This window comes from Streptomyces sp. NRRL F-5123 (genome assembly GCF_000721495.1).
Taxonomy (GTDB): Bacteria; Actinomycetota; Actinomycetes; order Streptomycetales; family Streptomycetaceae; genus Actinacidiphila.
Map to the genome: position 1 here is coordinate 64,461 of NZ_JOHY01000025.1, position 24,836 is coordinate 89,296.

The window sequence follows — 24,836 nt, forward strand, 5'->3', positions numbered from 1 at the left end:
AAGATGATCATGGTCGCAGCCTGTGGACAACTTGGGTGTCGCCTGGGACTCCGCGGGTCCCGTACACTTTCTCTGGCGATCCGGGTCACCGGGTCGACTTCGCACGCCCCGCCACCAACCCCCGTCTCCGGGGCGGTGGCCGCGCCCCTCGGTCCCTCGTGGCACGGCGCGCCGGGGCGTCAGGCGCGACCGCCGTCCGGCTGTCGCGGTAACCGAGCACCTCAAGGAGTACGGCCATGGCCGTCGTCACGATGCGGGAGCTGCTGGAGAGCGGCGTCCACTTCGGGCACCAGACCCGCCGCTGGAACCCGAAGATGAAGCGCTTCATCTTCACCGAGCGCAACGGCATCTACATCATCGACCTGCTCCAGTCGCTGTCGTACATCGACCGCGCCTACGAGTTCGTCAAGGAGACCGTCGCGCACGGCGGCTCCATCATGTTCGTCGGTACGAAGAAGCAGGCGCAGGAGGCCATCGCCGAGCAGGCCTCGCGCGTCGGCATGCCCTACGTCAACCAGCGCTGGCTGGGCGGCATGCTCACCAACTTCTCGACCGTCTACAAGCGCCTGCAGCGCCTCAAGGAGCTCGAGGAGATCGACTTCGAGGACGTGGCCGCGTCCGGCCTGACCAAGAAGGAGCTCCTGGTCCTCTCCCGCGAGAAGGACAAGCTGGAGAAGACCCTCGGCGGCATCCGCGAGATGCAGAAGGTGCCGAGCGCCGTCTGGATCGTCGACACCAAGAAGGAGCACATCGCCGTCGGTGAGGCGCGCAAGCTCCGCATCCCGGTCGTCGCGATCCTCGACACCAACTGCGACCCCGACGAGGTCGACTACAAGATCCCGGGCAACGACGACGCGATCCGCTCCGTCACGCTGCTCACCCGCGTGATCGCCGACGCCGTCGCCGAGGGCCTGATCGCCCGCTCCGGCGCCGCGCTGAGCGACAAGAAGGCCGAGGGCGGCTCCGAGCCGCTGGCCGAGTGGGAGCGCGACCTGCTGGAAGGCGAGAAGAAGGCCGACGACGCGGCCGAGGCCCCCGCGGCCGCCGAGGCGCCCGCGGCCGAGACCCCGGCCACCGAGGCTCCGGCCACCGAGGCGCCCGCCGCTGACGCGCCGGCCGCCGAGGGCGACGCCGAGCAGGCCTGACCTGAGGCCGGCCGGCCGCTCGCGGCTGCCGGCCCCACGCGTGACGACGGCGGGGGCCCTGTGCCCCCGCCGTCCACCCGTAGATCCACCGACCATTCGGGAAGAGACACAGACCCATGGCGAACTTCACCGCCGCTGACGTCAAGAAGCTCCGCGAGCTGACCGCCGCGGGCATGATGGACTGCAAGAACGCCCTCACCGAGGCCGAAGGCGACCTGGACAAGGCCGTCGAGATCCTCCGCGTCAAGGGCCAGAAGGGTGTCACCAAGCGCGAGGGCCGCTCGGCCTCCAACGGCGCCGTGGTGTCCCTGATCTCCGCCGACAGCACCGAGGGCGTCCTCGTCGAGCTGAAGTGCGAGACGGACTTCGTCGCCAAGGGTGACAAGTTCGTCGCCGTCGCCGACGCCATCGCCGCCCACGTCGCCGCGACCAAGCCGGCCGACATCGCCGTGCTGCTCGCCTCCGAGATCAAGCCCGGCCAGACCGTGCAGGCGTTCGTCGACGAGGCCAACGCGACCCTCGGCGAGAAGATCGTGCTGGACCGCTTCGCGCAGTTCACCGGCACCTACGTCGCCTCCTACCTGCACCGCACCAGCCCGGACCTGCCCCCGCAGGTCGGCGTCCTGGTCGAGCTGGACAAGGCCGATGCGCAGACCGCCAAGGACGTCGCCCAGCACATCGCCGCCTTCGCGCCGCGGTACCTGACCCGCGACGAGATCGACGCCGAGACGGTGGAGAACGAGCGCCGCGTCGCCGAGGCCACCGCGCGTGAGGAGGGCAAGCCCGAGGCCGCTCTGCCGCGTATCGTCGAGGGCCGCGTCAACGGCTTCTTCAAGGAGAACGTCGTCCTGGAGCAGTCCTTCGCCAAGGACGCCAAGAAGACCGTGCAGAAGGTGCTCGACGAGGCCGGCGTGACGCTGAAGGCCTTCGCGCGCTTCCGCGTGGGCGTCTGACCCGGGAGCCCGCTAGGGTCGTACGCGACCGGCCGCCCGCCGGCCGGCCGCAGAGGTGACAAGGAGGCCATTGCCGTCACGGGAACCCACAAGGACCCGCGGCAGTGGCCTCCTTTGTACGTGCACGAGGAGATCCCCATGAACCAAGCCGCCGCACAGGCCCCGACCGGCGCACCCGGCGCGGGCCGCCGTTTCCTGCTCAAACTGTCCGGCGAGGCCTTCGCCGGGGGCGGCGGGCTCGGTGTCGACCCCGACGTCGTGCACGCCATCGCCCGCGAGGTCGCCGCGGTCGTCGCGGACGGCTACGAGATCGCCCTCGTCATCGGCGGCGGCAACTTCTTCCGCGGCGCCGAACTCCAGCAGCGCGGCATGGACCGGGCGCGCTCCGACTACATGGGCATGCTCGGCACGGTCATGAACTGCCTGGCCCTCCAGGACTTCCTGGAGAAGGAGGGCGTCGAGACCCGGGTCCAGACCGCCATCACCATGGGCCAGGTCGCCGAGCCCTACATCCCGCTGCGCGCGGTGCGGCACCTGGAGAAGGGCCGCGTGGTGATCTTCGGCGCCGGTATGGGCATGCCGTACTTCTCCACCGACACCACCGCCGCGCAGCGCGCGCTGGAGATCGACGCGGCCGCCCTGCTCATGGGCAAGAACGGGGTCGACGGGGTCTACGACTCCGACCCCAAGCTCAATCCGGACGCGACCATGTTCGACGCCCTGGACTACGGCGAGGTCATCGCGCGCGACCTGCGCGTCGCCGACCTCACCGCCATCACCCTGTGCCAGGACAACAAGCTGCCGATCCTGGTCTTCGAGCTGCTCGCCGAGGGCAACATCGCCCGCGCGGTCAAGGGTGAGAAGATCGGCACACTGGTCAACACCCAGGGCACCAGAGGCTAGCCGTAGCCGCCACGGGGCATCAGGGGATGGACAACACGCTGCCGGTCGGACACCGTGCAGGACAGACGCGCGCAGGGGCCGCGCCCGCAGGGCCCCGCCTTCTGAAAACCAGGAGCACATGGTGATTGAAGAAACCCTCCTCGAAGCCGAGGAGAAGATGGAGAAGGCCGTCGAGGTCGCCAAGGACGACTTTGCGGCGATCCGTACCGGCCGCGCGCACCCGGCGATGTTCAACAAGATCGTGGCCGAGTACTACGGCGCGATCACCCCGATCAACCAGCTGGCGTCCTTCGCGGTGCCCGAGCCGCGGATGGCGGTGATCACCCCCTTCGACAGCAGCAGCCTGCGCAACATCGAGGAGGCGATCCGCAACTCCGACCTCGGCGTCAACCCGAGCAACGACGGCCGTATCATCCGGGTGGTCTTCCCGCAGCTCACCGAGGAGCGGCGGCGCGAGTTCATCAAGGTCGCCAAGGGCAAGGGCGAGGACGCCAAGATCTCCATCCGCAGCGTCCGCCGCAAGGCGAAGGAGACGCTGGACAAGCTGGTCAAGGACGGCGAGTCCGGCGAGGACGAGGTGCGCCGCGCGGAGAAGGAGCTCGACGACACGACGTCGAAGTACGTCGCCCAGGTCGACGAGCTGCTCAAGCACAAGGAAGCGGAGCTGCTGGAGGTCTGACGGTCCCGGTGCCGTCCATACCTCCCCGGGCCCCGCGGGGCCCTTCACGGGCCTCCTGCGGTCCGTTCCGGGCCCGGCCGCGGCCCGAGGGCCCGCCGGCCCGCACCCGCCACTCCGCACACCCCGACGACGACGCGAGGCGAAGCTCAGTGAACGACTCTTCCTGGGGCGCTTCGCCGCGCGCCGGTCACCGGGGAGCAACGGAGAACACCGCAGCCGCGGCCGCCGACGTCGCCGCGGTCACCGCCCCGGCGGCGTATTCCGCGGCGGAAAGCCGCACCGGGAGGAAGACTCCAGCTATGCCGCCCTCGCCGCCGGCGTCCGAGCCGACGCCCCCGCAGCCCGCCCCCGCGAAGAAGTCCGCAGGGCGTAACCTCCAGGCGGCGATAGGCGTGGGCGTGGGGCTCGGCGTGGTGGTTCTGGCCTCGCTCTTCCTCGTCAAGCAGGTCTTCGTCGGGGTCGTGGTGGTGGCAGTCGCGGTCGGCGTGTGGGAGCTGACCTCGCGGCTCGCCGAGCGCAAGGGCATTCACGCGCCGCTGGTGCCGCTCGTGGTGGGCGGCGCGGCCATGGTGATCGCCGGGTATCTGCGCGGCGCCGACGGGGCGTGGATCGCGATGGCGCTGACCGCGCTGGCGATCCTGGTCTGGCGCATGGCCCAGCCGCCGCACGACTACCTCAAGGACGTCACGGCGGCCGTCTTCGTGGCCTTCTACGTGCCCTTCCTCGCCACTTTCGTGGTGATGATGCTCGCCGCGGACGACGGCCCCCGCCGGGTGCTGGCCTTCCTGGTGCTCACCGTGGTCAGCGACACGGGCGCCTACGCGGTCGGCTGGCGCTTCGGCCGCACCAAGCTCGCCCCGCGGATCAGCCCCGGCAAGACCCGCGCGGGACTCGCGGGCGCGATCGGCTTCGCCATGGTGGCGGGCGCGCTGCTGATGCAGTTCTCCATCGATGGCGGCTGCTGGTGGCAGGGCTTGGTCCTGGGCCTGGCCGCCGCGATCAGCGCCACCCTCGGCGACCTCGGCGAGTCGATGATCAAGCGGGATCTCGACATCAAGGACATGGGCACCCTGCTGCCGGGCCACGGCGGCATCATGGATCGCCTCGACAGCCTGCTGCCGACCGCCCCGATCGTCTGGCTGCTGCTGGTCGCCTTCGTCGGCCAGGGCTGAGCCCGCCCGCGTCCTCCACAGGCCCGAAGCCCGCGCGGCGCGGGCTTCCTCCGCGATCTGGGACACTGGAGGAATCATGCCTGTACCCGGAGAACTGACTTTCGCCGTGCCGCGGGGAGCCAAGAAGCCCCCGCGGCATCTCGCCGACCTCTCGCCCGCCGAGCGACGGGAGGCGGTGGCCGCGCTCGGAGAGAAGCCCTTCCGGGCCAAGCAGCTGTCGCAGCACTACTTCGCGCGGTACGCCGACGACCCCGCGGCCTGGACGGACATCCCGGCGGCGGCCCGCGGCAAGCTCGCCGGGGATCTGCTGCCGGAGCTCATGACGGTGGTGCGGCACGCCTCGTGCGACGACGGCGACACCCGCAAGACGCTGTGGCGGCTCTTCGACGGGACGCTCGTCGAGTCGGTGCTGATGCGCTACCCGGACCGCGTCACCATGTGCATCTCGTCACAGGCCGGCTGCGGCATGAACTGCCCCTTCTGCGCCACCGGCCAGGCGGGTCTGGACCGCAACCTGTCGACCGCCGAGATCGTGCACCAGATCGTGGCCGGCATGAAGTCGCTGCGCGACGGGGAGGTGCCGGGCGGACCGGCACGCCTGTCGAACATCGTCTTCATGGGCATGGGCGAGCCGCTCGCCAACTACAAGCGCGTGGTCGGCGCGATCCGCCGGCTGACCGACCCCGAACCGGACGGCCTGGGGCTGTCGCAGCGCGGCATCACCGTCTCCACGGTGGGCCTGGTGCCGGCCATCCACCGCTTCGCCGACGAGGGCTTCAAGTGCCGCCTCGCGGTCTCCCTGCACGCCCCGGACGACGAGCTGCGCGACACACTGGTGCCGGTCAACACCCGCTGGAAGGTCCGTGAGGTGCTGGACGCGGCCTGGCACTACGCCGAGGTCTCCGGCCGCCGGATCTCGATCGAGTACGCGCTGATCCGCGACGTCAACGACCAGGCATGGCGCGCCGACCGGTTGGGCAAGCTGCTGAAGAACCACCGGGTGCACGTCAACCTGATCCCGCTCAACCCCACGCCCGGTTCGAAGTGGACGGCCTCCCGACCGGAGGACGAGCGGGCGTTCGTGGCCGCGCTGGAGGCGCACGGAGTGCCCGTGACCGTACGCGACACCCGTGGCCAGGAGATTGACGGCGCCTGCGGACAGCTGGCGGCGGCGGAGCGCTGACCTGCTGCTATCGTACGGTCGGCGCTCGCGTCCGGCCCGCGGTCACTGCAGCTCGCGGCCGTACGGGCAGGCGTGCACACGCGGGCCCACAACAGAACATTCCGACAGGGGAGCGCCTGCGACGGCGCTGAGAGTGCGGCGAGGGATCCGGCGAAGGATCTCAGGCCGCAGACCCTCCCACCTGATCCGGGTCATACCGGCGTAGGGAGTCAGCACAGATGAAGACCACCGCTCGGCGTGCCGTGGGCGCGCTCGTCGCCGCGGGCGCGGCAGCGTCCGTCCTGGCCGCGTGCGGCAGCGACTCCGGCGGCGACGGCGGCAAGGCGGCGGGCTCCGGTTCCGGATCCAAGACCGTCACGCTCGTCAGCCACGACTCGTTCGCGGCCTCGAAGTCCGTCCTCGCGGAATTCACCAAGGAGACCGGCTACACCGTCAAGGTGCTGCGCGGCGGCGACGCGGGCGCGGCCGTCAACCAGGCCGTCCTCACCAAGGACCACCCGCGCGGCGACGTCTTCTTCGGGGTCGACAACACCCTGCTGTCCCGGGCGCTCGACAACGGCCTGTTCTCGCCCTACGCGGCCAAGGACCTCGGGCAGGTCGCGGCCGACCTGCAGCTGGACGCCGCGCAGCACCGCGTCACGCCGATCGACTCCGGCGACGTCTGCGTCAACTACGACCGGGCTTACTTCACCGCCCACCACCTGGCCCCGCCGCAGACCTTCGCCGACCTGGTCAAGCCCGCGTACAAGAACCTGCTGGTCACCGAGAACGTCTCGACGTCCTCGCCCGGCCTGGCCTTCCTGCTGGGCAGCGCGGCCACGTACGGCGACACGGCGTGGCAGGACTACTGGAAGCAGCTCAAGGCCAACGGCGTCGAGGTCGTCGACAGCTGGGAGCAGGCCTACAACGACCGCTTCTCCGGTTCGTCCGCGGGCAAGCAGGCCAAGGGCGACCGGCCGCTGGTGGTCTCCTACGCCTCCAGCCCGCCCGCCGAGGTCGTCGGCGTCAGCCCCGCGCCCGCACAGTCGCCCGTCGGCGTTTCGACCGGCACGTGCTTCCGGCAGATCGAGTTCGCCGGCCTGCTGCACGGCGCGAAGAACCCCGCGGGCGGCAAGGCCCTCATCGACTTCATGCTCGGCAAGACCTTCCAGCAGGACATGCCGCTCCAGATGTACGTCGACCCGGTGCGCGGCGACGCCGTCGAGCCGCCGGTCTTCGTCAAGTACGGCGCCAAGGTTGAGCACCCCGCCACGCTGGCGCCCGACACGATCGCCGCCAAGCGCGACGAGTGGGTCCAGGCGTGGAACGGGATCGTCCTGAAGTGAGCGTGACGTGAGCACGCTGCGGACCGCACCTCCGCGCGGTGCGCGGCGCGACGGCGCCGGCGGCTCGCGGGGCCGCGCCCTGGCGGTGCGCGCCGCTCTGACGGCGCCGCCGCTGCTCTTCTTCGCGGTCTTCTTCGGCTACCCGGTGGCGGCGATCGTCGGCCGGGGGCTGCACCAGGGCGGCGCCTGGCACCTGGGCCGGTTCGGCGACGTGCTGGGCGACCCCGGGATCCGGCACGTGCTGTGGTTCACCTGCTGGCAGGCCGCCGCCTCGACCGGGCTGACGCTGCTGGTGGGGCTGCCTGCCGCGTACGTCTTCGCGCGGCTGGACTTCCCCGGGCGGCGGCTGCTGCGCGCGGTCGTGACAGTGCCCTTCGTGCTGCCGACCGTCGTCGCGGGCTCGGCCTTCCTGGCGCTGCTCGGCCGCGGCGGCTTCACCGACTCGCTCCTCGGGGTGCGGCTCGACACCGGGGTGTGGGCGATCCTCGTCGCGCACGTCTTCTTCAACTTCGCCGTCGTGGTCCGCACCGTCGGCGGACTGTGGGCGCAGCTGGACCCCGCGCAGGAGGAGGCCGCCCGGATGCTCGGCGCGGGCCGCCTCGCCGCCTGGCGCAGCGTGACGCTGCCCGCCCTCGGCCCGTCGGTGGCCGCGGCCGCGCTCATGGTGTACCTCTTCACCTTCACCTCCTTCGGCGTCATCCAGATCCTCGGCGGGCCGCTGTACTCCACCCTGGAGGTGGAGATCTACCGGCAGACCGCCGAGATCTTCGACCTGCCGGCGGCGGCCGTGCTGACCCTGCTGCAGTTCGCCGCGGTGCTGGCCATCCTCGCCCTGCACGGCTGGACGGTACGGCGGAGCGAGTCGGCGCTGAAGCTGGTGGACCCCGCGCGCACCGCGCACCGGCCGAGCGGCGCGGCCGAACGCACCCTGCTCGGCGCCGTCCTCGCGGTCGTCGCCCTGGTCATCCTGCTGCCGCTCGGCGTGCTCGCCGCCCGCTCCTTCGACACCCCCGGCGGCTACGGCCTGGCCTTCTACCGCGCCCTCGGGTCGGACGACGGCGGCACCTTCAGCGTCGCCCCCTGGCAGACCGTCGGCAATTCGCTGCGCTTCGCGGCGCTGGCCACCGTCATCGCCCTGGTGATCGGCGGTCTCGCGGCGGCTGCGCTGGTGCGCAGGTCAGGGCGGCTGATGCGCGGCTTCGACGCACTGCTGATGCTGCCGCTCGGCACCTCCGCCGTCACGATCGGCTTCGGTTTCCTCATCGCCCTGGACAAGCCGCCGCTGGACCTGCGGGACTCCTGGCTGCTGGTGCCGCTCGCGCAGGCGCTGGTGGGCGCGCCCTTCGTCGTCCGGGTGATGCTGCCGGTGCTGCGGGCCGTCGACACCCGGCTGCGGGAGGCCGCGGCGGTGCTGGGCGCCTCGCCCTGGCGGGTGTGGCGCGAGGTGGAACTGCCGCTGGTCTCCCGTGCCGTGGCCGTTGCCGCGGGGTTCGCCTTCGCCGTCTCGCTCGGCGAATTCGGCGCCACCGTCTTCATCGCCCGGCCCGACGACCCCACCCTGCCGGTCGCCGTCGCCCGCCTGCTGGGCCGCGCCGGGCCCATGAACTACGGCCAGGCCATGGCCCTGAGCACCGTGCTGATGGTGGTCTGCGCCGCCGGCCTGCTGGTGCTGGAACGATTCCGCCCCACGAGCGCCGGGGAGCTGTGACCCGCGATGACGACCGCCGATCCGACACGTACCCCCGGTCCCGCACGTCCCGCACCTCCCGCCGGGACGTCGCACGCTGCCGGCGCCCCGCACATTGCCGAGCCGGGACATATTGCCGAGCCGCGGCACATTGCCGGGCCGTCCGGTGCCGCGGGCCCCTCGCTCACGGGCGGCGCCCTGCTGCGGCTGGACGCCGCGACCGTGCGCTTCGGGCAGCGGACCGCGCTGGACGGGGTCGACCTGGAGATCGCCGAGCACGAGATCGTCTGCGTGCTGGGGCCCAGCGGCAGCGGCAAGTCCACCCTGCTGCGGGTGGTCGCCGGGCTGCAGGACCTCGCCTCAGGACGGGTGCTGCTGGACGGCGCCGACCAGCGCGGAGTGCCGCCGCACCGGCGCGGCGTCGGGCTGATGTTCCAGGACCACCAGCTCTTCCCGCAGCGGGACGTCGGCGGCAACGTCGGCTTCGGCCCGCGCATGCACAAGGCGCCGCGCGACCGGCGCGAGCAGCGCGTCGCCGAGCTGCTCGACCTGGTCGGCCTGCCCGGCGCGCAGTCCCGCGGCGTCGCGGAGCTGTCCGGCGGCGAGCAGCAGCGGGTCGCCCTCGCCCGCGCCCTGGCGCCGGAACCGCGGCTGCTCATGCTCGACGAGCCGCTCGGCCAGCTCGACCGCTCGCTGCGCGAGCGCCTGGTCGTGGAGCTGCGGCAGCTCTTCGGCCGGCTGGGCACCACCGTGCTGGCCGTCACCCACGACCAGGGTGAGGCCTTCGCGCTCGCCGACCGCGTGGTGGTCATGCGCGACGGCCGGATCGCCCAGACCGGCACCCCGCTCGAGGTCTGGCAGCACCCGGTGGACGAGTTCGTCGCCCGCTTCCTGGGCTTCGACGCCGTCACCGACGCCGTCGTGACCGGCGGCTCGGCGGCCACCACCGGCTGGGGCGGGCTGCCCGTGCCGCCCGGCACCCCGGACGGCCCCTGCCGACTGCTCGTCCGGCCCACCGGAGTGCGCCTGGTCGCCCCGGACGCGGCGGGCGCGCTGCGCTGCACGGTGGCCGCCCGCACCTTCCGCGGCGGCCACGTGGCCGTGACGCTGCGGCCCGAGCGCGGCCCCGAGCTGGAGGCGGAGTGCGCGCTGCGTGACGCCCCGGCCGAGGGCGCGGCCGTCGGCGTGACCTTCGACCCGGAGGACGTCGTCGTCCTGCCCGGCTGAGCGGCCCGCGCCCCTTCTCGCCACGGGCCGGAGAAGCACACGAATGGGCACCGATGAGTTTCGCCGGCCCGGACCGTCCTATCTGCTGGAGGCGCACGAGCGCCCCGCGGACAGACCGCCGGACACGGACGAGAACGGAGCCCGCCATGCAGCAGAAGATCACGACGTTCCTCTGGTACGACGACCAGGCCGAGGAGGCCGTGGCCCTCTACACCTCGCTCTTCGACAACTCCCGCGTGGTCAAGGTGCAGCACTACGGCGAGGTGGGTCCCGGGACGCCGGGCAGCGTGATGATCGTCGAGTTCGAGCTGGCCGGGCAGCGCTTCCTCGCGCTCAACGGCGGGCCGGAGTTCACCTTCAACGAGGCGATGTCGCTCAGCGTCGACTGCGACTCGCAGGAGGAGGTCGACCGGCTGTGGTCCGCGCTGACCGCGGGCGGCGGCGAGGAGGGCCCCTGCGGCTGGCTCAAGGACCCCTACGGCGTGTCCTGGCAGATCGTGCCCACCCGGCTCAACGAGCTGATCAACGACCCGGACCAGAACAGGTCCCAGGCCGCCGTGAAGGCCATGCTCGGAATGAAGAAGCTGGTGGTGTCCGAGCTGGAGGCGGCTGCCGACGCGGTCTGAGTGCCCCGCCGTCCCCTGCCCCCGCCCCGGCTCACTTCTCCGCGAGCCGCACCAGCGCGTCCGGCACCTCGGTCACCGAGTCGACCAGCGCGATGCGCCAGGCCATCGCGTGGTCGCGGGCCAGCGCGCTGAGCAGCGGCCACGCGGGCAGCTCGGTGGTCCAGTGCGCCCGGTCCACCAGCACCATGGGCGTCGGCTCGCCGCGCGCGGAGTAGTAGTTGGGGGTCGCGGCGTCGAAGATCTCCTGCACGGTGCCCGCCGCGCCCGGCAGGAAGACCACGCCGGAGTTGCAGCGGGCGAGCAGGGTGTCCTCGCGGACGGAGTTGGCGAAGAACTTCGCGATGTGCGACGCGAAGGCATTCGGCGGCTCGTGCCCGTAGAACCACGTCGGCACGCCCAGCGAGGTGCCGCCCTCCGGCCAGCGCTCGCGCACCTCGAAGGCGGTCGCGGCCCACTCGCCGACCGACGGCCGGAAGGACGGGGCGCTGCCGAGCACCGACAGCGCCTTGCCGAGCATCACGTCCTGCTGCGGGGCGGCGTACGCGCCGAGGTTCGCCGCCTCCATCGCGCCGGGGCCGCCGCCGGTCGCCACGGTCAGGCCCGCGCGGGCCAGGTCGCGGCCGAGCCGGGCGGCGCCCGCGTAGGCGTCCGTGCCGCGCTTCATCGCGTGGCCGCCCATGACGCCCACCACCCGGGCCCCGGCCAGGTGCTCGTCGAGGGCGTCGGTCACCGCGTCGTCGTGGATCGAGCGCAGCATCGACGCCAGTAGGTCGCCGCCCGCCGCGCTCTGCCGGTACCAGTCGTACGCGCGGGCGTCCGGCGTGTGCTCGTAGCCGGCGGCCGCCAGGTCGGCGTACAGCTCGGTGGGGCTGTAGAGCGTGGCCCGGTAGGGGTCGAAGGGCAGGTGCGGGACCGGCGGGAAGACCAGCGCCCCGCCGGCCCGTACGTGCGCGAGCGCCTGCGGCTCCATCAGGCAGCCGAGGAAGACCGCCTGCGTGGTGTCGGCCACCAGCAGGGCGAAGGTACGGTCCGTCAGATCGACGGCCTGGACGCGGTATCCGGCGAACGACCCGGTCAGCGCGACCCTGTCGAACTCCTCGAGCGTCTCGATCTCACGGGCGGGCGGGGGAGCGGTCTCGGCGGACATGGCGGCACGATAGCCCGCCGGGCCCCTCACGCCGTCACCGCGTCGCCGGAACGGTCGCGAAGGCCGCGACCACTGCCGTCAGCGGCACCGCGACGGCCAGTACCACGCCCGTGCGCAGCGCCGCCGCGCCGCGCAGCAGCGCAGGCGGCGCGCCGATCTCGCGCAGCGCCGTCGTCGACCGGGCGCGCGCGCCGGCCGCCTCCGCGAGCGCGGTGCCCGCGACCGCCAGCACGCACAGCCCGATGAGGGCCGCGGCGAAGGTCGTCAGCGGCCCCAGCCGGTGGCCCGAGCCGTGCTGCAGGTCGTAGACCGCGAGCGCCGCCGTCGCCGTCGCGCACAGCAGTCCCAGCGGCCGGCCGATCCGGCGGGACTCCTGCTGGAGGGCCCGCCCTGCCAGCAGCCGCAGCGCGCCCGGCCGGTGCAGCGCGAGCAGCTGTCCGCACAGGTGCACCAGGCCCGGGCCCGTCAGCACCATCCCGGCCGAGGCGACGACCCAGCCCGCCACCGTCGCCGCCGACACCGCGCCCAGTCCGCTGGGCAGTGGCAGCGCGTCCCCGCGCGGCGCGCTCACCTGCACCGCGAGCCCCACCGCGGTCAGCGCCACGCCCCACGGCAGCCCCGCGGGCCCGGCGCCCGGTTTCGGCGCCGGCGGCTGCCACAGCCGGGCGGCGACGGCCGCCGCGGCGCCCAGCGGCACCACCGCCAGGAGCGTCACCACGCCCGCCGCGGGCAGCCGGTGTCCCGCGCCCAGCACCTCCGAGACCGAACCGGAGTACGGCACGCCGCCGAGGTCACCGCGCAGGTAGAGGAAGCCCAGCAGGGCGAGCCCGCTGCCGGCCGCGCACGCCAGCGCCGCGCTCCCGGCGCCGACCAGCACCGTCGCCCGCCGGCCCAGCCCCACCGCGGCGAGCCCGCTGCCCGGCCAGCGCAGCGGCTGCGCCCGCCCCGCGGTGGCCGCGAGCAGCACGGCTGCCGCGGCGGGCAGCACGCACCACACCAGCCGCACCCCGGCACTCGCGCCGGGCCGCTGGTGCCCCAGCGCCCAGCCGAGCGCCGACAGCAGCAGCAGTCCCGTGCCGCCCGACGCGGCCACCACCGTCAGCCACCGCCCGAGCGCCCCGATCCGCGCGCCCCGCACCACTCGCCAGCTCAGCACGCCGCCGCCTCCCGTCCGGTCCGCAAGGTCGATACCGCGCCACGCGCGCGCAGCCGCGCAGGGTCCTCACTCCGCCGTGGCGAAGGCGTCACGCCCGCTCGGTTTTCGCGGACCGCGCTCTCGGGTGCCGCGGGGCGGAGAGTCCGGGTGCCGGCGGGGGTCATGCGTGCGCCGGGGCAGGGTCGGGGGTGCCGTGGTCCGGGGCGTGCACGGGGGAGTCCATATGGCCGTCGCGCAGCGTGACGGCGCGGTCGGTGTAGCCGGCGGTCTCCGGGGCGGAGCCCGCCAGGACGACCGTCATCCCGTGCGAGCGGGCCGCGCTGGCAAGGGTGCGCAGCACCTGGGCGCGGTCGGAGTGGTGCAGCGGCGCGGCCGGGTCGTCGGCGAAGACCACCGCGGGCGATCCGACCAGGGCTCGGGCCACCGCGACCCGCTGCTGCTCGGGGAGGAGCAGCGCCCCGGGGTGGCGGCGCGCGGCGCCGCCGATGTCCAGCCGGTCCAGCCAGTCCTGCGCCTCGGCGCGCGCCGCCCGCGGCCGTACGCCGCGCATCAGCAGCGGCAGCGCCGCGTTCTCCCACGCCGTCAGCTCCGGCAGCAGCGCGGGCTCGCTGCCGACCCAGCCGAAGCGCTCGCGGCGCAGCAGGTCGCGCGCCGCCTCGGGGAGGGTGTGCACGGGCCCGCTGTTGAACCACACCTCGCCCTCGTCCGGCACGATCTGACCGGACAGGCAGCGCAGCAGCGTCGTCTTGCCGGAGCCGCGCGGCCCGACCACACCGAGGATCTCCCCCTCGCGGACGCCGACCGAGACGCCGAGCAGGGCCGGTGAGCCCCGGAGGGAGTGGCGCAGCGAGCGGGCGAAGAGCACGTCGTTGTCGGGCGGGGCCACCATGCCGTTCCTCCGCGGGTCGTCGTCCCCCGGCGGCGGAGGGCGCCGGTGCGCCGCGGGCGCCGGGGTGGGCGGTCACTCCCCGGCACCGTAGGCAGCCGGTGGGCGGTCGGACCGCAGGCGCGGCGGCGGAGGTCGCCGATCCGTCCGTTCGGGTGAGCGCTGTCGGGGCCGGTCGGCGGCGGGGCCCGCGGGGGAGCCGGGGCCGGTCCGGGGCCGTCGGCCGCGGGTGGCCGGGCCCGCCCGCGGCAGGCGTCAGAGCTTCGCCCAGGCCCGCGTCAGGACGTCCCGCAGGATGGCCTCGATCTCGTCGAAGAGCTGCTGCCCGGCGACGAGCGGCGGGGCGAGCTGGATCACCGGGTCGCCGCGGTCGTCGGCGCGGCAGTAGAGGCCGTTCGCGAACAGCTCGCGGGACAGGAAGCCGTAGAGGACGCGCTCGGTCTCCTCCGGCGTGAAGGTCTCCTTGGTGGCCTTGTCCTTGACCAGTTCGATGCCGTGGAAGTAGCCGCTGCCGCGCACGTCGCCGACGACGGGCAGGTCGCGCAGCCGGTCGAGGGTGGCGCGGAAGTCCGCCTCGTGGTCCCGTACGCGCCGGTTCAGGCCCTCGCGGTCGAGCAGGTCGAGGTTGGCGAGCGCGACCGCGGCGGAGACCGGATGGCCGCCGAACGTGTAGCCGTGCAGGAAGGCCTCGCCGCCGCGGTGGAAGGGCTCGGCCACCCGGTCGGAGACGATGCAGGCGCCGATCGGCGAGTAGCCGGACGTCATGCCCTTGGCACAGGTGATCATGTCCGGCACATAGCCGTACCGCTCGCAGCCGAAGGTCGTGCCGAGCCGCCCGAAGGCGCAGATCACCTCGTCGGAGACGAGCAGTACGCCGTGCCGGTCGCAGATCTCCCGCACCCGCGGGAAGTAGCCGGGCGGCGGCGGGAAGCAGCCGCCGGCGTTCTGCACCGGCTCCAGGAAGACCGCCGCCACCGTGTCGGGGCCCTCGAAGAGGATCTGCTCCTCGATCCGGTCGGCGGCCCAGCGGCCGAAGGCCTCGGGGTCGTCGCCGTGCACGGGTGCCCGGTAGATGTTCGTGTTGGGCACCCTGAACGCGCCCGGCACGAGCGGTTCGAACGGCGCCTTGAGCGCGGGCAGGCCGGTGATGGACAGCGCGCCGTGCGGGGTGCCGTGGTACGCGACGGCCCGCGAGATCACCTTGTACCTTCCCGGGTTGCCGGTGAGCTTGTGGTATTGCTTCGCCAGCTTCCACGCCGTCTCGACGGCCTCGCCGCCGCCGGTGGTGAAGAAGACCTTGTCCAGGTCGCCGGGCGCGAGGTGGGCCAGCCGCTCGGCCAGCTCCACCGCCCGGGGGTGCGCGTAGCCCCAGATGGGGAAGTACGCCAGCTCCGCCGCCTGCCGGGCGGCGGTCTCGGCGAGCTCGCGCCGCCCGTGGCCGGCGTTGACCACGAACAGCCCGCTGAGCCCGTCGATGTAGCGCTTGCCGCGGTCGTCGTGGATGTACGCGCCCTCGCCGCGCACGATGACCGGCACGGGCGTGTCCGCGTAGTCCCCCATCCGGGTGAAGTGCATCCACAGGTGGTCGTACGCCGTGGCCGGCGTGCGTGCGCTCATGGCTATCGCGTTCCCCAGGAGTAGGTCTGCTTCCGGAGCCCCAGGTAGACGAAGCTCTCGGTGGACCGCACGCCGGGCAGCGCGCGGATCCGCTTGTTGATCAGCTCCAGCAGGTGGTCGTCGTCCTCGGCGACGAGCTCGGCGAGCAGGTCGAAGGAGCCCGCGGTCACCACCACGTACTCCACCTCGTCCAGCCCGGCCAGGGCGCCGGCGACCGCTTCGACGTCACCGTCCACGGTTATGCCGACCATCGCCTGCCGCCGGAAGCCGACGGTGAGCGGGTCGGTCACCGCGACGATCTGCATCACGCCCTGGTCGAGCAGCTTCTGCACGCGCTGCCGCACCGCCGCCTCGGACAGGCCCACGGCCTTGCCGATCGCCGCGTAGGGGCGGCGGCCGTCCTCCTGGAGCTGTCCGATGATCGCCTTCGACACCGCGTCGAGGGCGGGTCGCGCGCCGTTCGTGTCACGTGTGGCCACCCGGCCCACTGTGCAGGAGACTTTGACGGTCCTGCAAGCCGAAACCGATGAAATACGCAGTCTTGCAGGCGGAGATTCACTGATTCGGTCGTTGTCGGGAGGCGGGTATGTCGGATCCCGCAGCCGTCGGGCTAGGCTGGGTACTGTCTCAGTCTGTGGACACCCGACACAGCAGCACGATCCGGACGACCAGGGAGCAAACGCCGTGACCGAACTCCGCACTCTGCGCAACCACATCGACGGAGAGTTCCGCGCCGCCGCGGACGGCCGCACCACGCAGGTGGTCAACCCGGCGACCGGTGACGTCTACGCCACCGCGCCGCTGTCGGGCGCCGCCGACGTCGATGCGGCGATGGCGGCCGCGGCCGCCGCCTTCCCCGGCTGGCGCGACACGACGCCCTCCGACCGGCAGAAGGCGCTGCTGCGGATCGCCGACGCGGTCGAGGCCCGCGCCGCCGAGCTGGTCGAGGCCGAGAGCGAGAACACCGGCAAGCCCGTCGGGCTGACCATGAGCGAGGAGATCCCGCCCATGGTCGACCAGATCCGCTTCTTCGCCGGCGCCGCCCGCATGCTGGAGGGCCGCTCCGCGGGCGAGTACATGGAGGGAATGACGTCCTTCGTGCGGCGCGAGCCGATCGGGGTGTGCGCGCAGGTCGCGCCGTGGAACTACCCGATGATGATGGCGGTGTGGAAGTTCGCCCCGGCCATCGCCGCGGGCAACACCGTGGTGCTCAAGCCCTCCGACACCACACCCGCCTCCACGGTGCTGCTCGCCGGGATCATGGCGGAGTTCCTGCCGAAGGGCGTCTTCAACGTCGTCTGCGGCGACCGCGACACCGGCCGGCTCATGGTCGAGCACCGTGTCCCGGCGATGGCGTCCATCACCGGCTCGGTCCGCGCCGGCATGGAGGTGGCCGGCTCCGCCGCCCGCGACCTCAAGCGTGTCCACCTCGAACTGGGCGGCAAGGCCCCGGTGGTGGTCTTCGAGGACGTCGACATCCCGCGCGCCGTCCAGGACATCGCGGTGGCCGGCTACTTCAACGCGGGCCAGGACTGCACCGCCGCGACCCGCGTGCTGGTGCACGAGTCGATCCACCAGGAGTTCACCGCCGCGCTCGCCAAGGCCGCCGCCGAGACGAAGACCGGCCTGCCGACGGACGAGGACGTGCTGTACGGCCCGCTCAACAACGCCGGCCAGCTGGAGCGGGTCAGCGGCTTCATCGACCGGCTGCCCGCGCACGCCAAGGTCGAGACGGGCGGCTTCCGGGTCGGCGAGGTCGGGTACTACTTCGCGCCCACCGTCGTCTCGGGCCTGCGGCAGGACGACGAGATCGTCCGGCACGAGGTCTTCGGCCCGGTCATCACCGTGCAGTCCTTCACCGACGAGGACCAGGCCGTCGAGTGGGCCAACGGCGTGGAGTACGCGCTCGCCTCCTCGGTGTGGACCCGCGACCACGCGCGCGCCATGCGGATGTCGCGGCGGCTGGACTTCGGCTGCGTGTGGATCAACACCCACATCCCGCTGGTCGCCGAGATGCCGCACGGCGGCTTCAAGAAGTCCGGCTACGGCAAGGACCTTTCGGCGTACGGCTTCGAGGACTACACGCGCGTCAAGCACGTGATGACGTCCCTGGACTGAGCCCCTCAGGCGCGGGCGCGGCGGGCGACGAGCCGCTGCAGCGACGCGAGCCGGTTGGTGGTGATCGAGTCGGCCCCGAGCGCCAGCAGCCGGCGCATCGAGGGCGGCCAGTCCGCCGTCCACGCCGCCACCAGCAGGCCGCGCTCGCGCGCGAAGCCCATCGTGGCCGCGTTGACCAGCCCGAAGCGCAGGTTCAGCCAGCGCGGAGCCACCGCCTCGAGCAGTGCGTCCGCGGGCCGGGCCGAGGTCTTCCAGGTCAGCGCGATCTCGGCGGCCGGGTCCGCGGCCCGCACCGCGCGCATCGCCGAAAGCCCGCCGCAGTAGTAGACGCGCTCGCCCGCGCCCGCCGCCCGGACCGCCGCCAGCGTAGGCGGAACCTGCGCGGTCTCGGTCAGGTCCAGCAGCATCCGGCCGCGCGCGTGCCGGTCCAGCTCGGCCAGCGCGGCCCCGAGCGTCGGCACGCCGCCGCGGGTGGCGTCCGCGACCTGGTCGAGCGTGAGCGCGTCGACCTCCCGCGGGTGGCCCCAGAGCCGGTCCAGCGACCGGTCGTGCAGCAGCACCGGCACCCCGTCGCGCGTCAGCCGCACGTCCACCTCCACCGCGTCCGCGCCCTTGAGCAGCGCCGAGCGCACCGACGGCAGGGTGTTCTCGCGGTGTTCGTACGGATCGCCGCGGTGGGCGACGGCCGTCACCATGCCGCGGTGTACGCGTCGATCTCGGCGGTGATCCGCGCCTTGCCGGGCGCGTCGAGGAAGGACGCCTCCACGGCGTTCTTCGCCAGCGCCGCGACACCGCGGTGGTCCAGCTCCAGCAGCCGGGCGGCCACCGCGTACTCGGTGTTGAGGTCGGTGCCGAACATGGGCGGGTCGTCGCTGTTGACGGTGACCAGGACGCCCGCCGCGACCATCTGCCGTATCGGGTGCTCGTCGAGGGTGGCGACCGCGCGGGTGGCGATGTTGGAGGTCGGGCAGACCTCCAGCGGGATCCGGTGCTCGGCCAGGTGCTCCAGCAGCCGCGGGTCGCCCGCCGCGCTCGTGCCGTGTCCGATCCGCTCGGCGCCCAGCTCGCGCAGCGCGTCCCACACCGTCTCCGGGCCCGTGGTCTCCCCGGCGTGCGGCACGCTGTGCAGCCCGGCGGCCCGGGCCCGGTCGAAGTACGGCTTGAACTGCGGGCGCGGCACCCCTATCTCGGGCCCGCCCAGGCCGAAGGACACCAGACCGTCGGGCCGCAGGTCCACGGCCATCCGCGCGGTCTCCTCGGCGGAGGCCAGCCCCGCCTCGCCCGGGATGTCGAAGCACCAGCGCAGCGTCACCCCGAGCTCCGCCTCGGCGGCCTTGCGCGCGTCCTCGATCGCCGCCATGAACTCCCGGTCCGGGATGCCGCGCCGGGTCGAGCTGTACGGGGTCACCGTCAGCTCGGCGTAGCGCACGTTCTGCCGCGCCATGTCCCGCGCCACCTCGAAGGTGAGCAGCCGTACGTCCTCGGCGTCCCGGATGAGGTCGACGACCGACAGGTAGACCTGGATGAAGTGCGCGAAGTCCCGGAAGCTGAAGTAGTCGGCGAGCGCCTCCGGGTCGGCCGGCACCGCCGAGTCCCGGTGCCGCGCGGCCAGCTCCGCCACGATCCGCGGCGACGCGGACCCCACGTGGTGGACGTGCAGTTCGGCCTTCGGCAGCCCGGCGATGAAGGTGTCGAGCCCGCCTGCGGCGGCGCTGTCGGGCATGCGGATCCTCCTGGGAGCGGGTGGCGGGCACCGGCTGCGGTGCCGCCTCATCGTAGAACGCCGTTCCCGCACCGCGTGCGGCCCGCCGGTGAAAGCGCAGGTGGGAAACGGGGGAGAGGGCTTCCCCGCGGTCGCCGCCGCGTAACCGAACCGCCGTAGCTGCTGCTCGCCGGGGTCGGCCGGCTGCTGGTCTTCTTCGTGGCGCCGATGGTCCACCAGGCCTCCACCGGTCCGTCCGGACCGGTTCCCTGGAGCAGGGCGGACCGGCGGGGTGTGAGCCGCGTCACTACCGGTCGGTAGGAGAACCCGCGTAAGAACCGCCGTCCCGCCCGCTCTCCTCCGGTGACGGATGTGCGCCACGCGGCAGAAGGAGGAGCGGGCATGGGCAGCGCCGGAGCGAGGAGCGCGGTCGAGTGGCTGGTGTCGGCGGCACACGACCCGGCGGCCGTCCGCCGGGAATGGGAGAACAACCCGCTGGGAGTCGTCCTGCTGCCCGCCGGGCGGCTGTGGGACGTGCTGATCGTGCGCGGTGAGCTGGGCCACCCCACCCTGGACGTCCTGGCCGGCCTCGCCGGCCGGCCAGGACCCGTACTCGCCGACTTCGCCGACACGCGGCTCGGCTTCTTCGTCCCCGCGGGCACCACCGACCGCTGGCTGGCCGGCGGGGTGCGAGGGCTCGGCAGCGGAGCCTGGATCGTGGTCCCCTACCCCGGCCGCCCCACCGGCGGGGTGCGCTGGCTCGTCCCGCCGGACGGCACCGGGCACCTCACCGACCCCGAGGTGCTGGAGGCCGCGATGCACGAGGCGGCCGCGCAGCTCGCGGGCGGCTGAGCCCGGGAGCCGCGGAGCGGGCGCGGGCGCGTACCCGTACGGCCGCGCCCGCCGCGTGGTGCTTGTGGTGCGGCGCCCGGCGCGGCGAGACTGGCGGGACGACGACGGAAGAGGGGCCTGCCAGTGACACAGCCGCAGCGCATCACCCACTGGATCGCCGGCCGCCCCTGGACCGGCGCCGCCGTCCGCCACGGCGACGTCCACGACCCGGCAACCGGCGCCGTCACCGGGCGGGTCGACTTCGCCGCGGCGGAGGTCGTCGACGAGGCCGTGGCCGCCGCGCTCGACGCCTTCGCCGGCTGGCGGCACGCCTCCGTCGCCCGCCGCAGCGCGGTGCTCTTCGCCTTCCGCGAGCTGCTCAACGCCCGCCGCGAGGAACTGGCCGCCGTCGTCGTCGCCGAGCACGGCAAGATCCACGCCGACGCGCTCGGCGAGATCGCCCGCGGCCTGGAGGTCGTGGAGTACGCGTGCGGCATCCCGCACCTGCTCAAGGGCGGCTACACCGAGCAGGCCTCCACCGGGATCGACGTCTACTCGCTGCGCCAGCCGCTCGGCCCGGTCGCCGTCGTCTCGCCGTTCAACTTCCCCGCGATGGTCCCGATGTGGTTCTTCCCGCTCGCCGTCGCCGCGGGCAACACCGTCGTCGTCAAACCCTCCGAGAAGGACCCGTCGGCGGCGAACCTGCTGGCGGAGCTGTGGCGCGAGGCCGGGCTGCCGGACGGCGTCTTCAACGTCGTCCACGGCGACCGCGAGGCCGTCGACCGGCTGCTGGAGCACCCGGACGTGAAGGCCGTCTCCTTCGTCGGCTCCACCCCGGTCGCCCGGCACGTCTACGAGACCGCAACCCGGCACGGCAAGCGCGTCCAGGCGCTCGGCGGCGCCAAGAACCACATGCTCGTCCTGCCCGACGCCGACCTCGACCTCGCCGCGGACGCCGCCGTCAACGCCGGCTACGGCGCCGCGGGGGAGCGGTGCATGGCCGTCTCCGTGCTCGTCGCCGTCGACCCGGTCGGCGACGGACTGGTCGAAAGGGTCAAGCAGCGCATCGCCGGCCTCACCGTCGGTCCGGGCTCCGAGCCCGAGTCGCACATGGGCCCGCTGGTCACCGGCGCCCACCGCGACCGCGTCACCTCCTACCTGGACGCCGGGGTCGCCGCGGGCGCAGAACTCGCCGTCGACGGCCGCAAGCACCCGCTGTCCGGCGCCGCCGCGGACGGCGGCTTCTGGCTCGGCCCGACCCTCTTCGACCGCGTCCGCCCCGGCATGCCGGTCTACGACGACGAGATCTTCGGCCCCGTGCTCAGCGTCGTCCGCGTCGCCTCGTACGACGAGGGCCTCGCCCTGGTCAACGCCAACCCGTACGGCAACGGCACCGCGCTCTTCACCAGCGACGGCGGCGCCGCCCGGCGCTTCCAGCACGAGGTCGAGGTCGGCATGGTCGGCATCAACGTGCCCATCCCGGTGCCCGTCGCCTACTACTCCTTCGGCGGCTGGAAGGCCTCGCTCTTCGGCGACACGCACGCCTACGGCGAGGACGGCGTGCGCTTCTTCACCCGCACCAAGGCCGTCACCCAGCGCTGGCCCGACCCCTCACACGGCGGGATCAACCTCGGATTCCCCACCCACACCTGATCCCCCGTCCCCCGCGGCCGCCGCCCGGGCCACCACCCCGGCAGCGGCCACCACCGACAGCAGCGACGCCGCCAGGCACCAGCTCGCCAGCACGTCCAGCGGCCAGTGGTAGCCGTGCCACACCAGCCCCGCGCCCACCCCCGCGGCCAGCAGCAGCGCCGCCGCGTACAGGGCCCGGCGCAGCGCCGCCCGCCCGACCGGCGGCAGCACCAGCAGCGCCGCGCCCCCCACCGCCACCGACGAGGTCGCGGTGTGCCCGGAGGGGAAGAAGCCCGCGTAGCCGTCGGGCCCCAGCCGCAGCTTGCCCGGCGCGGGCCGCGCCACCGCCGACTTCACCAGCCCCACCACCAGCGGCACCAGGGCCATCGCGAGAACCGCGGCCAGCGGGGTCAGCCACCACAGCGGCAGCCCGGAGCGCCGCCCCCGCACCCCCGCGGCCACCACGGCCGCGAGCAGCAGCGGCACCGCCACCTGAACGTTGCCGACGTCCGAGAGCACCTGCGCGGGACCGGTCAGCGTCGGATGCGCCGCCGCCGCGCGCTGGAACCAGCCCAGCACCGCCCAATCCCGCGCCACCAGGCGGCCGCCGCCTGACACCTGCGCGGTGAGGACGGCGAAGAGGGCGGCACCGGTGCAGAAGACCGCGGCGAGAGCGTAGAGGCTGCGGGCGGCGGTCCGGAGGGGGCCCGTGCCGCGGGGGCTTCCGCCATCCGGCGAGCTCCGGGTGTTCGGGGCAGCAGAAAGCCGCCCCGGAACAGGGGGGAGAGCTCCGGGGCGGCCAGGGCGACCGCCGAACCGCCCGTCCCGGGGGGTGTGGGACGAACGGCCGACCGATCGGCGAGGTACACCGGGCCCATCTGCAAGCCCGGCGGTTTCGTGCGCGAGGGCACTGCCGTGCCGGCGATGGGGAATCGCCGACCCGTTGCCGCCTTTCACCGGATCCACCGGAGCCGGTTTCGAGCGGGGTGTTCGCAAGAAACGGTAGGGCACCGCGAAGGGGCCGGACAGCCCGATCACCCCTCCGCCATCAGGCCCGCACACCTTCTTCACGACCTGCGCCCTCCCGCCCGGATCCGCCCGCCCGGCGCCCTCGCACCCGGCCCGCATCCCCGCTCACGTCACTTTCCGGGCGCCGGCCGCGTCCCTGTACGACCCGGTCCGCGCCCGGCTCACACCGTCCCGGCGAAGGCCTCCTCGATGATGCCGAGGCCTTCCTCCAGCAGATCCTCCCCGATGACCAGCGGCGGCAGGAAACGCAGCACGTTCCCGTACGTCCCGCAGGTGAGCACCACCAGGCCGGCCGCGTGGCAGGCCTTGGCCACGGCCGCCGTCAGGGCCGCGTCGGGCTCCTTCGTGCCCGGCCGCACCAGCTCCACGGCGATCATCGCACCGCGCCCGCGCACCTCGCCGATCGCCGGGTACTTCTCCTGCAGAGCGCGCAGCCGCGGCGTCATCACCTCGCCGATCCGCCGCGCCTTCGCCGGCAGGTCCAGCTCCTTCATCGTCGCGATCGCGCCGAGCGCCGCCGCGCACGCCACCGGGTTGCCGCCGTAGGTGCCGCCCAGGCCGCCGGAGTGCGCCGCGTCCATGATCTCCGCGCGCCCGGTCACCGCGGCGAGGGGCAGCCCGCCCGCGATGCCCTTCGCGGTCGTGATGAGGTCCGGCACCACGCCCTCGTCCTCGCACGCGAACCACTGCCCCGTCCGGCAGAAGCCGGTCTGGATCTCGTCCGCCACGAAGACGATCCCGTTGTCCTTCGCGAACTGCGCCATCCGGGGCAGGAAGCCGCGCGCCGGCACGATGAAGCCGCCCTCGCCCGCGATCGGTTCGATCACGATCGCCGCGACGTGCTCCGCGCCGATCTGCTTGGTGATGACGTCGATCGCCTGCGCGGCCGCCTCCTCGGCGGCGTGCTCCGGCCCGGTCAGCCACCGGTAGCCGTACGCCAGCGGCACCCGGTGGACCTCGGGCGCGAAGGGTCCGAAGCCCTCCTTGTACGGCATGTTCTTCGCCGTCAGCGCCATGGTGAGGTTGGTGCGCCCGTGGTAGCCGTGGTCGAAGACCACGACCGCGGGCCGCTTGGTGTAGGAGCGGGCGATCTTCACCGCGTTCTCCACCGCCTCGGCGCCGGAGTTGAACAGCGCGGACTTCTTGGCGTGGTCGCCCGGCGTCAGCGCGTTGAGCTGCTCGGCGACCTCGACGTAGCCCTCGTAGGGCGTGATCATGAAGCAGGTGTGGGTGAATTCCGCGAGCTGCGCGGACGCCCGCCGCACCACCTCGGGCGCGCTGTTGCCCACCGACGTCACGGCGATGCCCGAGCCGAAGTCGATCAGCCGGTTGCCGTCCACGTCCTCGACGACGCCGCCGCCCGCCCGGGTCACGAACACCGGCAGCGTCACACCCACCCCGTCGGCGACCGCCGCCGACTTCCGCCCCAGCAACTCCCGCGAACGCGGCCCCGGCACCTCGGTGACCAGCCTGCGCTCCTGCGGCAATCCGCCCATGACGCCCACTCTCCTCGATTCCCTCACCAGCGACCCATCCGGACCCTCCCGCGAGGCTAGGCTCCCCCTTCCCGCCCCCGCATACGCCGAACGGTCACACTCCCCGGCGAGTCTTCGCCGCAACGGCCAGTGCCGCGCGCCCCGGGGCGGGTGGCATCCGGCCAAGATCCTTTCGTCCGGCGTAGCGGTGCGACTACATTGTGCGCATCGGGCGGCGACGAGGGGCAGGCGCGCCATGGAGGCCATGGATTACGAGGGCAGGCAGCGCCACTCCGGCGGCAAGCCGTCCCCACCCCCACCCCCACCCCCCGCGTTCCCACCC

The 24,836-nt window shown here is 73.4% G+C and carries 22 protein-coding genes and 1 riboswitch; of the genes, 13 read left to right on the forward strand and 9 right to left on the reverse strand.

The features are described from left to right. Window positions 1-236: 236 nt before the first annotated feature. From rpsB to IH54_RS0121155, 10 genes are all read left to right on the forward strand, one after another. Window positions 237-1,145: a 30S ribosomal protein S2 gene (gene rpsB / locus IH54_RS0121110; protein WP_031519078.1), complete on the forward strand. Its 909-nt coding sequence runs from the start codon at window positions 237-239 to the stop codon at window positions 1,143-1,145. Between the two features lie 116 nt (window positions 1,146-1,261). After that, the gene (gene tsf, locus IH54_RS0121115; protein ID WP_031519080.1) at window positions 1,262-2,098 is read left to right on the forward strand and encodes a translation elongation factor Ts; all 837 of its coding nucleotides are present in this window, start codon (window positions 1,262-1,264) and stop codon (window positions 2,096-2,098) included. 138 nt (window positions 2,099-2,236) lie between these two features. After that, window positions 2,237-3,001 (forward strand): UMP kinase, encoded by a 765-nt coding sequence (gene pyrH / locus IH54_RS0121120; protein WP_031519083.1) that lies wholly within the window; start codon window positions 2,237-2,239, stop codon window positions 2,999-3,001. A 121-nt stretch (window positions 3,002-3,122) separates the two neighbouring features. Then, window positions 3,123-3,680, forward strand: a complete 558-nt coding sequence (frr, locus tag IH54_RS0121125; RefSeq protein WP_031519086.1) for a ribosome recycling factor — start codon at window positions 3,123-3,125, stop codon at window positions 3,678-3,680. A 149-nt stretch (window positions 3,681-3,829) separates the two neighbouring features. Continuing rightward, window positions 3,830-4,852, forward strand: coding sequence for a phosphatidate cytidylyltransferase (locus tag IH54_RS0121130; protein WP_078862399.1), 1,023 nt, complete (start codon window positions 3,830-3,832; stop codon window positions 4,850-4,852). A gap of 76 nt (window positions 4,853-4,928) precedes the next feature. Beyond that, window positions 4,929-6,035: a 23S rRNA (adenine(2503)-C(2))-methyltransferase RlmN gene (rlmN, locus tag IH54_RS0121135; protein WP_031519090.1), complete on the forward strand. Its 1,107-nt coding sequence runs from the start codon at window positions 4,929-4,931 to the stop codon at window positions 6,033-6,035. A 96-nt stretch (window positions 6,036-6,131) separates the two neighbouring features. After that, window positions 6,132-6,260, forward strand: a riboswitch (TPP riboswitch). Further along, on the forward strand, window positions 6,254-7,360 hold the full coding sequence (locus IH54_RS0121140) for a thiamine ABC transporter substrate-binding protein (RefSeq protein ID WP_031519093.1): 1,107 nt from the start codon (window positions 6,254-6,256) through the stop codon (window positions 7,358-7,360). Its footprint overlaps the riboswitch before it by 7 nt. Before the next feature lie 85 nt (window positions 7,361-7,445). Then, complete coding sequence (locus IH54_RS0121145; protein ID WP_420711791.1) at window positions 7,446-9,068, forward strand: ABC transporter permease; 1,623 nt, start codon at window positions 7,446-7,448, stop codon at window positions 9,066-9,068. Window positions 9,069-9,245: 177 nt separating this feature from the next. Then, a complete protein-coding gene (locus tag IH54_RS0121150) occupies window positions 9,246-10,274 on the forward strand; it encodes an ABC transporter ATP-binding protein (protein ID WP_031519098.1) in 1,029 nt (342 codons plus the stop codon). 146 nt (window positions 10,275-10,420) lie between these two features. Then, window positions 10,421-10,900, forward strand: a complete 480-nt coding sequence (locus IH54_RS0121155) for a VOC family protein (RefSeq protein ID WP_031519100.1) — start codon at window positions 10,421-10,423, stop codon at window positions 10,898-10,900. Window positions 10,901-10,931: 31 nt separating this feature from the next. Here the strand turns inward: IH54_RS0121155 and IH54_RS0121160 are convergent, their stop codons facing one another. The 5 genes from IH54_RS0121160 to IH54_RS0121180 all read right to left on the reverse strand — a co-directional run bounded on the left by IH54_RS0121160 (window position 10,932) and on the right by IH54_RS0121180 (window position 16,185). After that, window positions 10,932-12,047 carry an LOG family protein gene (locus IH54_RS0121160; RefSeq protein WP_031519102.1) on the reverse strand — a complete coding sequence of 372 codons (1,116 nt, stop codon included), beginning with the start codon at window positions 12,045-12,047 and terminating at the stop codon, window positions 10,932-10,934. 34 nt (window positions 12,048-12,081) lie between these two features. Beyond that, window positions 12,082-13,203, reverse strand: coding sequence for a hypothetical protein (locus IH54_RS0121165; RefSeq protein WP_031519105.1), 1,122 nt, complete (start codon window positions 13,201-13,203; stop codon window positions 12,082-12,084). A gap of 160 nt (window positions 13,204-13,363) precedes the next feature. Then, window positions 13,364-14,092, reverse strand: a complete 729-nt coding sequence (locus IH54_RS0121170) for an ABC transporter ATP-binding protein (RefSeq protein WP_031519108.1) — start codon at window positions 14,090-14,092, stop codon at window positions 13,364-13,366. 252 nt (window positions 14,093-14,344) lie between these two features. After that, entirely contained in the window at window positions 14,345-15,706 is a 1,362-nt protein-coding gene (locus IH54_RS0121175; RefSeq protein ID WP_031519110.1) for an aspartate aminotransferase family protein, read from the reverse strand. 2 nt (window positions 15,707-15,708) lie between these two features. Continuing rightward, entirely contained in the window at window positions 15,709-16,185 is a 477-nt protein-coding gene (locus IH54_RS0121180; RefSeq protein WP_052397701.1) for an Lrp/AsnC family transcriptional regulator, read from the reverse strand. Between the two features lie 205 nt (window positions 16,186-16,390). Between IH54_RS0121180 and IH54_RS0121185 the strand changes: the two genes are divergently transcribed. Next, complete coding sequence (locus IH54_RS0121185; protein ID WP_031519114.1) at window positions 16,391-17,824, forward strand: gamma-aminobutyraldehyde dehydrogenase; 1,434 nt, start codon at window positions 16,391-16,393, stop codon at window positions 17,822-17,824. Window positions 17,825-17,829: 5 nt separating this feature from the next. Here the strand turns inward: IH54_RS0121185 and IH54_RS0121190 are convergent, their stop codons facing one another. Together IH54_RS0121190 and IH54_RS0121195 are read right to left on the reverse strand one after the other, a co-directional pair. Further along, window positions 17,830-18,519, reverse strand: coding sequence for a glycerophosphodiester phosphodiesterase (locus IH54_RS0121190; protein ID WP_031519116.1), 690 nt, complete (start codon window positions 18,517-18,519; stop codon window positions 17,830-17,832). Further along, window positions 18,513-19,547, reverse strand: a complete 1,035-nt coding sequence (locus IH54_RS0121195) for an adenosine deaminase (protein WP_031519118.1) — start codon at window positions 19,545-19,547, stop codon at window positions 18,513-18,515. The genes IH54_RS0121190 and IH54_RS0121195 overlap by 7 nt, the downstream gene beginning before the upstream one ends. Window positions 19,548-19,928: 381 nt before the next feature. Here IH54_RS0121195 and IH54_RS0121200 point away from each other — a divergent pair, with 381 nt between their 5' ends. Then, a complete protein-coding gene (locus tag IH54_RS0121200) occupies window positions 19,929-20,378 on the forward strand; it encodes a hypothetical protein (RefSeq protein WP_031519120.1) in 450 nt (149 codons plus the stop codon). 117 nt (window positions 20,379-20,495) lie between these two features. Further along, window positions 20,496-22,010: a CoA-acylating methylmalonate-semialdehyde dehydrogenase gene (locus tag IH54_RS0121205; RefSeq protein WP_031519123.1), complete on the forward strand. Its 1,515-nt coding sequence runs from the start codon at window positions 20,496-20,498 to the stop codon at window positions 22,008-22,010. Here IH54_RS0121205 and IH54_RS47735 read toward each other — a convergent pair. After that, the gene (locus tag IH54_RS47735; RefSeq protein WP_267965216.1) at window positions 21,969-22,586 is read right to left on the reverse strand and encodes a phosphatase PAP2 family protein; all 618 of its coding nucleotides are present in this window, start codon (window positions 22,584-22,586) and stop codon (window positions 21,969-21,971) included. The genes IH54_RS0121205 and IH54_RS47735 overlap by 42 nt on opposite strands. A gap of 593 nt (window positions 22,587-23,179) precedes the next feature. After that, complete coding sequence (gene gabT, locus IH54_RS0121215) at window positions 23,180-24,514, reverse strand: 4-aminobutyrate--2-oxoglutarate transaminase (protein WP_031519127.1); 1,335 nt, start codon at window positions 24,512-24,514, stop codon at window positions 23,180-23,182. Between the last annotated feature and the right edge of the window lie 322 nt (window positions 24,515-24,836).

Bases quoted from the DNA above. Each gene is read 5' to 3' on its own strand.
- IH54_RS0121200 (WP_031519120.1), top strand. From the start codon at position 19,929: ATGGGCAGCGCCGGAGCGAGGAGCGCGGTCGAGTGGCTGGTGTCGGCG.
- gabT (WP_031519127.1), bottom strand. From the start codon at position 24,514: ATGGGCGGATTGCCGCAGGAGCGCAGGCTGGTCACCGAGGTGCCGGGG.
- IH54_RS0121155 (WP_031519100.1), top strand. From the start codon at position 10,421: ATGCAGCAGAAGATCACGACGTTCCTCTGGTACGACGACCAGGCCGAG.
- IH54_RS0121140 (WP_031519093.1), top strand. From the start codon at position 6,254: ATGAAGACCACCGCTCGGCGTGCCGTGGGCGCGCTCGTCGCCGCGGGC.
- IH54_RS0121190 (WP_031519116.1), bottom strand. From the start codon at position 18,519: ATGGTGACGGCCGTCGCCCACCGCGGCGATCCGTACGAACACCGCGAG.
- IH54_RS0121175 (WP_031519110.1), bottom strand. From the start codon at position 15,706: ATGAGCGCACGCACGCCGGCCACGGCGTACGACCACCTGTGGATGCAC.
- pyrH (WP_031519083.1), top strand. From the start codon at position 2,237: ATGAACCAAGCCGCCGCACAGGCCCCGACCGGCGCACCCGGCGCGGGC.
- rlmN (WP_031519090.1), top strand. From the start codon at position 4,929: ATGCCTGTACCCGGAGAACTGACTTTCGCCGTGCCGCGGGGAGCCAAG.
- tsf (WP_031519080.1), top strand. From the start codon at position 1,262: ATGGCGAACTTCACCGCCGCTGACGTCAAGAAGCTCCGCGAGCTGACC.
- IH54_RS0121170 (WP_031519108.1), bottom strand. From the start codon at position 14,092: ATGGTGGCCCCGCCCGACAACGACGTGCTCTTCGCCCGCTCGCTGCGC.
- rpsB (WP_031519078.1), top strand. From the start codon at position 237: ATGGCCGTCGTCACGATGCGGGAGCTGCTGGAGAGCGGCGTCCACTTC.
- IH54_RS0121160 (WP_031519102.1), bottom strand. From the start codon at position 12,047: ATGTCCGCCGAGACCGCTCCCCCGCCCGCCCGTGAGATCGAGACGCTC.
- IH54_RS0121195 (WP_031519118.1), bottom strand. From the start codon at position 19,547: ATGCCCGACAGCGCCGCCGCAGGCGGGCTCGACACCTTCATCGCCGGG.